This window comes from Armatimonadota bacterium (assembly GCA_031459715.1).
Taxonomy (GTDB): domain Bacteria; phylum Sysuimicrobiota; class Sysuimicrobiia; order Sysuimicrobiales; family Humicultoraceae; genus Humicultor; species Humicultor tengchongensis.
Window position 1 is genome coordinate 1 of record JAVKIA010000058.1, and the last position, 9,764, is coordinate 9,764.

General features: G+C 68.8%; 8 protein-coding genes and 1 pseudogene. 8 read left to right on the forward strand and 1 reads right to left on the reverse strand.

The genetic code is table 11. The features are described from left to right. The 8 genes and pseudogenes from QN152_13325 to QN152_13360 all read left to right on the forward strand — a co-directional run. Positions 1 to 559 (forward strand): cupin domain-containing protein (locus tag QN152_13325; protein ID MDR7540487.1); only part of this gene is annotated, 559 nt, incomplete at its 5' end. After that, positions 556 to 2,202, forward strand: coding sequence for an ABC transporter substrate-binding protein (locus tag QN152_13330; protein MDR7540488.1), 1,647 nt, complete (start codon positions 556 to 558; stop codon positions 2,200 to 2,202). The genes QN152_13325 and QN152_13330, both read left to right, overlap by 4 nt. A gap of 4 nt (positions 2,203 to 2,206) precedes the next feature. Beyond that, positions 2,207 to 3,358, forward strand: coding sequence for a DUF917 domain-containing protein (locus tag QN152_13335; GenBank protein MDR7540489.1), 1,152 nt, complete (start codon positions 2,207 to 2,209; stop codon positions 3,356 to 3,358). A 10-nt stretch (positions 3,359 to 3,368) separates the two neighbouring features. Next, complete coding sequence (locus tag QN152_13340) at positions 3,369 to 4,376, forward strand: ABC transporter permease (protein ID MDR7540490.1); 1,008 nt, start codon at positions 3,369 to 3,371, stop codon at positions 4,374 to 4,376. 8 nt (positions 4,377 to 4,384) lie between these two features. Beyond that, positions 4,385 to 5,287 (forward strand): ABC transporter permease, encoded by a 903-nt coding sequence (locus QN152_13345; protein ID MDR7540491.1) that lies wholly within the window; start codon positions 4,385 to 4,387, stop codon positions 5,285 to 5,287. Positions 5,288 to 5,354: 67 nt separating this feature from the next. Then, positions 5,355 to 7,082, forward strand: coding sequence for a M28 family peptidase (locus QN152_13350; GenBank protein MDR7540492.1), 1,728 nt, complete (start codon positions 5,355 to 5,357; stop codon positions 7,080 to 7,082). A gap of 2 nt (positions 7,083 to 7,084) precedes the next feature. Further along, complete coding sequence (locus QN152_13355; GenBank protein ID MDR7540493.1) at positions 7,085 to 8,167, forward strand: 2-dehydropantoate 2-reductase; 1,083 nt, start codon at positions 7,085 to 7,087, stop codon at positions 8,165 to 8,167. Between the two features lie 53 nt (positions 8,168 to 8,220). Then, positions 8,221 to 9,102 (forward strand): annotated as a pseudogene (locus QN152_13360) (succinylglutamate desuccinylase/aspartoacylase family protein). Positions 9,103 to 9,159: 57 nt separating this feature from the next. Here QN152_13360 and QN152_13365 read toward each other — a convergent pair. After that, positions 9,160 to 9,764: ABC transporter permease (locus QN152_13365; GenBank protein MDR7540494.1), on the reverse strand; the 605-nt coding region annotated here is incomplete at its 5' end.

Sequence of the window (9,764 nt, forward strand, 5' to 3'; positions counted from 1 at the left end):
GCACCGGATCCTCCCCGACAGTCGGGACCGCAGTCAGCTGCCCTTCGACTACATCGAGCAGATCGTGGTCACCGACCGCGAGGCCTACAGCAAGGACCTGGATGCCTCTCCAGGCTTCCAGCGGTTCCGCCAGCGGAATCCGGCCTTCGTCGATCGCAAGCTGGATTTCTGGGCCGAGGTGGTGACGCCGGCACCGCTGGCAGGCGAACCGCCGCCGCCGGGCGTGGTATTCCGCTGGCAGGAGGTGCCCGAGGACACCGCTCGCCCCGGGGTTGCCCTGCGCCGGCACCGGGGCCGGGCCATGACGGCTGTGCTGGTGCGCCTCGCCCCCGGCATCACCGTTACCCCGCAGCGACACCCCGAGGAGCAGCTGGTGCACATGCTGAGCGGTCGGCTGCGCCTGCAGGTCGGGGACGAGGCGCGTGTGCTCGCGCCCGGAGATGCCGCCCTGATCCCGGCGAATATCCCACACACAGGCGAAGCGATCGGAGCCGAACCTGCTGTGTACCTTGAGGTTCTGGCCAAAGAAGCGGATGACACTGGAGGTGCAGGAAGATGACGGACGATAGGCATGACGCCCTGACCCGGCGTCAGTTCCTGGCCCGCTCGGCCGCCGCAGCAGGCGCGGCGGTCGCAGGCACCGGCGCAGCCGGCAGCCTGGCTGCGCTCCTCAAGCCTTTCGCGGTGAGGGCGGCCCCGGCCCGCGTGGCGACCCGGCCCCTGGTGTTCGTGGTGCGCACCGAGACCCTCACCCTGGACCCGCACCAGAACGACTTCGTTTACTCGCAAAACGCGCAGCGGCCGGTCTACGAGCCCCTGGTGGACTACATGCCCGACGGCAAAGGCGGCGCCAAGATCGCGCCGGTGCTGGCCACGGAGTGGCGCGCCTCCTCTGACGCGCGGGTGTACACGTTCCGGCTGCGGTCCGGCGTGCGGTTCTCCGACGGAACGCCTTTCGACGCCGAGGCCGCCAAGTGGAACTTCGAGCGCCTCAAGGCCGTAAACAAGGGGCCGGCGGCCCGCCTGCCGGCCATCGACCGGGTCGACGTCGTCGACCGGCTGACCGTGCGCGTCACCCTCAAGACGCCATTCGCGCCGTTCATCGAGGCGCTGGCCAAGACCCCATACATGGTCAGCCCTGCGACGCAGGCCCGGGCGCAGGCCGGCGACCTGGCCCAGCGCTGGCTCAACGACAACGCCGTGGGCACCGGACCCTACCTGCTGGAGAGCTGGGTGCGGGGCCAGCAGGTCACGTTCGTGCGCAACCCCGCTTACTGGCGGGGCTGGCAGGGCCCGCATGCCGAACGCATCGTCGTGCGGCTGGTGCGCGAGTCGGCAACCCAGCGCCTCATGCTCGAGACGGGCGAGGCCGACCTGGCCGACGGCATCGTCATCACCGACGCCGAGGCCCTCAAGAAGCACCCGGCGGTCGCCATCGAGGAGCACGACACGCCGGCGCAGATCCACATTATGATGCGCATGCGTGGCCCGTTCACCGACCCGCGGTTCCGGCAGGCGATGCGCGCGGTCTTCGGCTACAGTAGCTTTGTGGGCGGCGTCCTGCTCAACAAGGGCCGCATCCCCAACGGCCCCATCGCCCGGGGCATCTGGGCCCACGATCCCTCGCTGCCCCAGTTCCGGCGGGAACTGACCCGCGCCAAGCAGCTGATCCAGGAGGTGGGTCCTGCCCAGAAGACGTTCGTGCTGCAGACGATCTCGCCGTTCTTCCCTTACTATCCGCAGCTGTCCCAGATCTTCCAGCAGAACCTGGGCGAGGTGGGCATCAGCCTGACCATCGACGACAAGCCCGACGCAGCGGGGTTCATCGGCGCGCTGACCAGCCTGGACCGCGGGCCCGACATGTACGGCTGGGCCATCAACCCCGCCTACGACGACCCGCACGACATTCTGTTCCGGACCTACCACTCCACGATGACCCCGCCTACGGCCCAGAACTTCACATTCTACCGGAACCCGAAGGTAGACGAGCTGATCGACGGGGGCGTGTCGGTGCCCGACCGCGAGCGCCGCCGACCCTATTACAACCAGGTGCAGCGGTTGCTGCGCGACGATGGTCCTGCAATCTTCTGTGCCCAGTTCTTCCAGATCTTCGGGCGGTCGAAGAAACTGCACGGCTTCGAGTGGCACCCGTTCCTGTTCAACCTGCCGCCCGACTTCTACGCGCTGTGGGCGGAGGCATAGAGGCATGCCCCGCCACAGGATCCGGACGGCCCTCGAGGCGGAAGACCTCCTCCGGGGCTTGACCCTTCTCGGCACCGGGGGCGGCGGCCGTCCCGACAAGGGCCGTGAGTACCTGCTGCCCCACGTGACGGAGGGGCCTGGCCTAGAGTGGGTCGACGTGGCCGAGGTGCCCGACGACACTTGGGTCTGCACCACCTTCGGGATGGGGTCCATCGCGCCCACCCCGGTGCTGTCGGCGCGGGAGCGCGCTGCACTGGGCTACGGGGAGGTCACCGTCGCCCGCCCGCTGGCCGAGGCGGTGTCCGACCTGGCCGCGGCCAGCGGCCGGGCGGTCGGTGCCATCGTCCCGTTCGAACTGGGCGCCGGCAACACCGCCGGTCCGCTCGACGCCGCGGCGCGCCTGGGCCTGCTGGCCGTGGATGCCGACCTGGCCGGCCGCGCGGTGCCGGAACTGACGCAGACCACAGCTGCGCTGGCCGGCATTCCTCTCTGCCCCGTGGCGATCTGCGACTCGTGGGGCAACCGGCTGGTACTGCGGGAGGCGCACAGCCTGGCGGTGGCCGAGCGGATCGGCAAGATGATCAGCCTGGCCACCCGTCTGCCCGATCCCCGTCTCACCTGTGCGCACGCCGGCTACCTGATGCAGGGCGCGGACCTTCGCCGGGTGGGCGTGGCCGGGACGCTGACCCGCGCGCTGGCCGTGGGGCGGACGATCCGTGAGGCCCGGGAGGCCGGGCGCGACCCCCTGGCGGCGGCTGCGGCGGCACTCGGCGGGCGGGTGCTGTTCACCGGGGTGGTGACGTCGCATCCCTGGGAGAGCCGCGACGGGTACATGATCGGGGAGACGCACCTGGACGGCACGACGGCCCACCGGGGACAACGGCTGCGCATCTGGTACAAGAACGAGAACCACATCGCCTGGCTCGACGGCCAGCCGTGCGCCACGAGCCCGGACCTGATCATGGTGGCAGAGGCCCCCTCAGGCGAGCCCTATACCAACACCGACCTCCCTGTCGGCGCCGAGGTGGGGGTGCTGGTGGCCCCAGCGCCGCCGGCCCTCCGGACCCCGGCGGGCCTGGCGGCGCTGGGGCCGGGCCATTTCGGATTCGATATCCCCTACCTACCCGCCGACGTCGCGCCCATGGGCCGGGCCTGACCTGACGGCTGTGCTTCCCTACCTCTTGCGGCGACTGGTCAGCCTGGTGTTCGTGCTGTGGGGTATGTCGGTGCTGACGTTCACCATCTCGCACGTCATCCCGGCCGATCCCGCCGCGGCCGCCGCCGGCTTCAACGCCACGGCCGAGCAGATCGAACAGTACCGCCGCGAACTGGGCCTGGACCGGCCGCTGCCCCAGCAGTACCTGCGCTATGTGGCTGGCATCGTGCTGCGCGGCGACCTGGGCCGGTCAATCCTGAACCAGCGGCCCGTGCGCGATGACATCGCCACGTTCTTGCCGGCCAGCGTCGAGCTGGCCCTGGTCTCGCTGGCGCTGTGCGTGCCGCTGGGCATCGCACTGGGCGCGTTCGCCGCCGTGCGCGCCGGCCGCCTGGCCGACGCCGCCACCCGCGCGTTCGCCATCCTGGGCGTTTCCATGCCGGTCTTCATCGTGGCCCTGCTCTTTCAGTTACTCTTCTACAAAGAGCTGCGGTTGTTCCCCTCAGGGGGCCGGCTGAGCGATGCCGTGGCGCGGCCCGCGGTGGTGACAGGTTTCCTGCTGGTGGACAGCGCCCTGGCTGGCAACTGGCCCGCCTTCGTCTCGGCCCTGCACTACCTGGCCTTGCCGGCAGCGACCCTGGCCGTGGCCAACCTGGCGGTCATCACGCGCATGACCCGCAGCAGCATGCTCGAGGTGCTGACCGCCGACTACATCCGCACCGCGCGCGCTAAGGGGCTCGGGGCGGGCCGGGTGCTGGTCCACCACGCCCTGCGCAACGCCATGATCCCGGTGGTGACCGTCATCGGGCTGCAGACCGCCGCGCTCATCGCTTACGCGTTCCTGGTTGAGTACATCTTCTCGTGGCCGGGGATCGGCTCGTACGCGGTCCGCGCGATCCTGGGCCTCGACTTCCAGCCGATCATGGGGATCACGCTACTGTTCTCGCTGGTCTATGTCGTGGTGAACTTCCTGGTCGACCTGGCCTACCTGGTACTCGACCCGCGCATTCGGTACTGACCCGCGCCGTGCGCCGCCTGTCTTCCTCCGCCATCGCCCTGCCCGCCGCCTGGCCCGAGCCGGTCCGCCGGCCGACGAGCGTCTGGCGGCGCCTGCGGGGCAACGCCGGCGCGGTGGCCGGGCTGTTGCTGCTGGGCGCCATCGGCGCGGTGGCGCTGCTGAGCACCGTCTACCTGCCGCGGGACCCCTACGCCATCGCCGTGGAGCAGCGGTTCCAGCCCCCCGGAGCGGCACACCCGTTTGGCACCGACGACCTGGGCCGCGACGTGCTGAGCCGCGTGATGGTAGGTGCGCGGGTCTCCCTGGCTGTGGCAGGGTTCGTGCTGGCCGTGGCGAGCGCCCTGGGTGTGCCGCTGGGCATCGTTGCCGGCTACCGCGGCGGGCTGGTCGACGAGGTCATCATGCGCATTGCCGATACCTTCCTGGCGTTCCCTTCGTTCCTGCTGGCCATGGCCATCGTGGCGGCGCTGGGCGCCAGCCTCGCCAACGCGGTCCTGGCCGTGGGCATCGCCTGGTGGCCGCGATACGCGCGGTTGATGCGGGGCCAGGTGCTGTCCCTGATGCACCTCCCCTACGTCGAGGCGGCGCGGGCGATCGGGGCAGGCGAGGCGCGGGTGCTGGCCCGCCATCTCCTGCCCAACTGCCTGGCTCCGCTGCTCGTGCAGCTGGCGACTGACGCGGGCAACGCCATCCTGATCACCGCCAGCCTGAGCTTCGTGGGCCTGGGGGCGAAGCCGCCGCTGCCCGAGTGGGGGTTCATGGTCGCCCAGGGGCGCCAGTTTCTGCTGACGGCGTGGTGGGTGCCCATCGCCCCTGGAGTCGCCATCGGCGCGACAGTGGCGGCCTTCATGTTCATGGGCGACGGGCTGCGGGACTTGCTGGACCCCCGGCTGCGGGGGAGGCTGACCTGAATCGTGGGCACGGTGAGGTCAAGCTACCCGGAGCTCCGGAATATGACAGCCAACCGCCGGGAGAGACATGCCTGACTGGCTGGAGTTTGCCCGCAATGTGTCCCTTGAGCGCCTGATGCAGGATCTCCGGGTGATCACGCAGTGGGAGCGGTTATCGGGTTCAGCTGAAGAGCGGCGGGCGTTTGAGTACATCCAGCGGGAGCTCGCCTCGGCAGGTCTGCGCACGCAGGTCCTGGAGCACGACGCCCTCATCAGTCTTCCCCGTAACGCGGCACTGCATGTCCACGGACCGGAGTCCGCAGACATTCCCTGCATCACCCACAGCTTCTCGGCGGCCACCGGTCCTCAGGGGCTGGAGGCGCAGGCCATCTACCTGGCCGATGAAGCGGCCGGCCTGGCCCCACACGACCGCGACGTGCGTGGACGGATCGCGGTTGTAGACGGGCTGGCCATGCCCGAGCAAGTGGCCCAGCTTCAGGCAGCAGGTGCCGCCGGTGCAGTCTTCCTGAACCGCGATCCGCTCGTGCACGAGATGATTGTGTCCACCGTGTGGGGAAGTCCAACGCCGGACCGGCTGGCGCAGCTCCCTGCTATCCCTGTGGTGTCGGCAGCCGGAACTGCCGCAGAACGGCTCCGGGCTGCGCTGCGGGCGGAACGCCCCCTGCGGATTCGCATGGCCACAGAGGTGGAGACGGGGTGGCGCAGGCTTCCGCTGCTGGTGGCCGATGTGGCTGGGGCCCTTGAGGATACCTACGTCCTGGTAGCTGGCCACGTAGACTCCTGGTACGTGGGCGCCATGGACAACGGTGGCGCCAACGCTGCCATGATGGAGATCGGGCGACTGATGGCCCATGCCCGCCCCTACCGAGGGCTGCGCCTGGCTTTCTGGTCCGGCCACTCCCACGGTCGGTATGCAGGATCCGCCTGGTACGCCGACAACTTCTGGGAAGACCTGGCGCACCGCTGCGCGGTGCATCTCTATGTAGACTCCATTGGCGGGCGGGGCGCCAGCGTGCTTGCAGGAGGGTACTGCATGCCGGAAACGAGGGCGATCGGTGCTGCCGTCGTCCGCCGGATCGCCCGGCAGCAGTTCCGCGGCACACGCGTGGGGCGCACGGGAGATCAGTCTTTCCTGGGGATCGGCATCCCCTCGTTGTTCATGACGCTGTCCGAGCATCCTCCTTTTGGGCCGGAGGCCAGCCGAGACTTTGCGCTCACCGGGAGCAACAGCGGCGGGCTTGGCTGGTGGTGGCACACACCCCAGGACCTGATGGACAAGGTTGATCCACACAACCTCCTGCGCGACGCCCAGATCTATGCCGCAGCCACGTACTGGCTGTGCACAGCCCCGGTGCTGCCCCTGGACTACGCAGCCGTAGCCAGGGACGTGACCGCAAAGCTCAGGGAACTGCAGGCGCGCCTGAACGGTCGGTTCGACCTGTCTGCCTGCCTGGCGCAGGCGCGAGCCCTCCTGGTGGCGACCCGAGCCCTCCAGCTCCGGGCAACAAGGGACCACGGGCTGCGGCCCCGGGGTGCGGAGAGGATTAACCGGGCTCTGATGGCCCTTGGCCGCGTGCTCATCCCCGTCCTGTACACCCGAGCGGGTCGATTCGACCACGATCCCGCCACCACCATTCCCGTCCTGCCGCCCCTGGTGGAAGCGGAGCAGCTGGCGGCGGCACCGGAGGGCTCGCCGGAAGCGCGAGCATTGACCATCGCGGCAACGCGAGGCAGGAATCTCCTGCTGCAGGCGCTGCGCACTGCGCGGGAGATTGCAGAGGAGGCGGCTGGATAGGCGTGCAGTTCATCGTCGTGGGGGCGGGAGCGATCGGCGGGACCGTCGGGGCGTATCTTTTGCGCGGCGGCTATGAAGTGCTGTTCGTCGATGCAGACGCCGCGCACGTGGATGCCATCAATTCGGCTGGGCTGACGGTGGAAGGCCTGGAGACGTTTACGGTACGTGCCCGGGCGATACTCCCTGCCGAGCTCGAGGAGGTCCTCCTAAGTGGGGACACCACCCAGGTTGCCGATAGCCTGCGTCCCATCGAGGGACCCGTACTCCTGTGTGTAAAGGCGATGCACACCGAGGCGGCTCTGGGTCCGGTGGTGCCGTTGCTGGGTCGTGAGGGCTACATCGTCTCGCTGCAGAACGGCTTGAACGAGCACACCATTGCTGCCCGCGTGGGCCCTGAGCGCACGGTGGGGGCGTTCGTGAACTTCGGGGCTGACTACCTGGCTCCGGGGCGGGTCACGTACGGGGGGAGAGGCGCTCTCTACTTCGGCGAGCTGGACGGCAGGATCTCAGAGCGCGTCCGCATGCTGGCCGAGGTCTTCCGCCAGGCATTCCTCCCCAACACGATGGCCACTGACAATATCTGGGGGTACCTCTGGGGCAAGCTGGGCTACGGCTCGATGCTCTTCGCCACGGCCCTGGTGGACGAGTCGATTGCGGATGTGCTGGGTCACCTGCCTTTTCGGCCGATGCTGGCGAACCTGGCCGCTGAGACTATCCGCGTTGCGGAAGCCGAGGGCGTGCGTTGCGAGGGGTTCGACGGTTACGACCCGGCTGCCTTTGCTTTCCGAGAGCCGCGGGACTGGTCGGGCATTGCCGCCAGCCTGGACCGCCTGGTGGAATTCAACCGGCGGTCACTGAAAGCCAAGAGCGGCGTGTGGCGGGACCTTGCTGTCCGCCGCCGCAAGACCGAAGTCGACCAGATCGTTGGCGCCGTGGTGACTGTGGCGGCGCGTCATGGGGTCCCCGTGCCCCTCAATGCGCGGCTCCAGGAGATGATTCACGACCTGGAGGAGGGGCGGCGACGCATGCACAGGGACAACTTGGCGGAGTTGAGCGCATTGAACGCGGAGGTGTACGGGGAATGAGCCGTGTCGCCTTTGCCCACCTGCAGCCCGGACGGGGCGGTCGGGAGCAGGGAATGGTTCGCATCCCGGGCGTGGAGCCTGATTGGGAAGTACCAGCGGTGGTGGTTCGAGGGGCAGGCGATGGTCCCACGCTCACCATCACCGCTGGCGTGCATGCGGCCGAGTACGCGGGCATCGCGGCGGCCATCCGGCTGGGGCAGGAGCTGGATCCGGCCAGGCTGCGGGGCACGGTCATCGTCGTCTCCCTGATCAACACACCGGGATTCTACGCGCGCAGCATGTACATCAATCCTCGCGACGGCAAGAACATCAACCGTACCTTTCCGGGGGACATGGCGGGCTCGCCCTCTGAGCGTGTCACGCACTTCCTCACCAGCGAGCTGATCAGGGGCAGCGACGCCTACATCGACCTGCATGGCGGCGACATGATCGAGAGCCTTATCCCGTTTGCCATCTACCAGCAGACCGGCAACGCCGGGCTCGATCGCAGCGCAGAAGCCATGGCAGAGGCGTTCGGCCTGGACTACGTCATCGCCGCTCCGCCGGACGCGGTTCCCGGGGCTTCCTACGTCGCTGCGGCGCGCCTGGGAATTCCTGCCATCATTGCCGAGGTGGGGCAGCAGGGCGTGCTGGATCCGGTTTCCGTGGAACGGCACGTCCGGGGCGTAACAAACGTCATGGTCCGCCTGGGCATGCTCCAGGGCCAGGTCGTCCTCCGGGCGACCCCCAGGCGGTTCTCTCGCTTCCTCTGGGTGCGGGCCCCGGTCGAGGGCGCGTTCTATCCGGTCGTCAGCACGGGCCAGATGGTGGAGCAGGGTCAAATCATCGGCGAGGTGCGCGATCTCTTCGGGCACCCCCTGGCAGGGCTGGAGGCGCCGGCGGGGGGCGTGGTGCTGTTTATGGTCACAGCCCTTGCGGTGCGCAAGGACGATCCGCTGTTTGGGATCGGCGCACAAGAAGACCCGTGGCAGGATGGCTTCTCCACCGGCCGCTCAGGCTCGTGGGTCCAGGGCATCGCGCAGCCCGTCGCCCAGCAGGTTGAAACCCAGGACTGCCACCGCAATGGCCAGGCCCGGGAAGGTGGCGATGTGTGGCGCGATGAGCAGGAAGTCGCGCCCCGTGCTGACCATCAGCCCCCATGAGGGCGTGGGCGGCTGCACGCCCAGACCCAGGAAGGACAGCGCCGCTTCCAGCAGGATGGCGTTGGCCATGTAGAGCGCAGAGTAGACGATGGCGACGGAGATGCAGTTGGGCAGGATGTGCCGGGTGATGATGCGGCCTGTGCTGGCACCGATGGCACGGGCGGCCTGTACGTATTCCTGCTCCTTCACCGACAGCACCGTGCCCCTGCTCACGCGGGCAAAGCCCGGGGTCGCCCAGATTCCCACGGCCAGAACGGTGTTCATCAGGCCCGGTCCCAGCGCGCTGATGATGACGATAGCCAGCAGCAGGTAAGGGAACGCGAGCAGAACGTCCATCACCCGCATCGCCACCTGATCCACCAGGTGGCCATAGTAGGCCGATACGGTCCCGAGCGCCGTCCCCAGCACCAGGGCAATGAGTACTGACATCCCGCCGGCCAGTAACGCCACCCGGC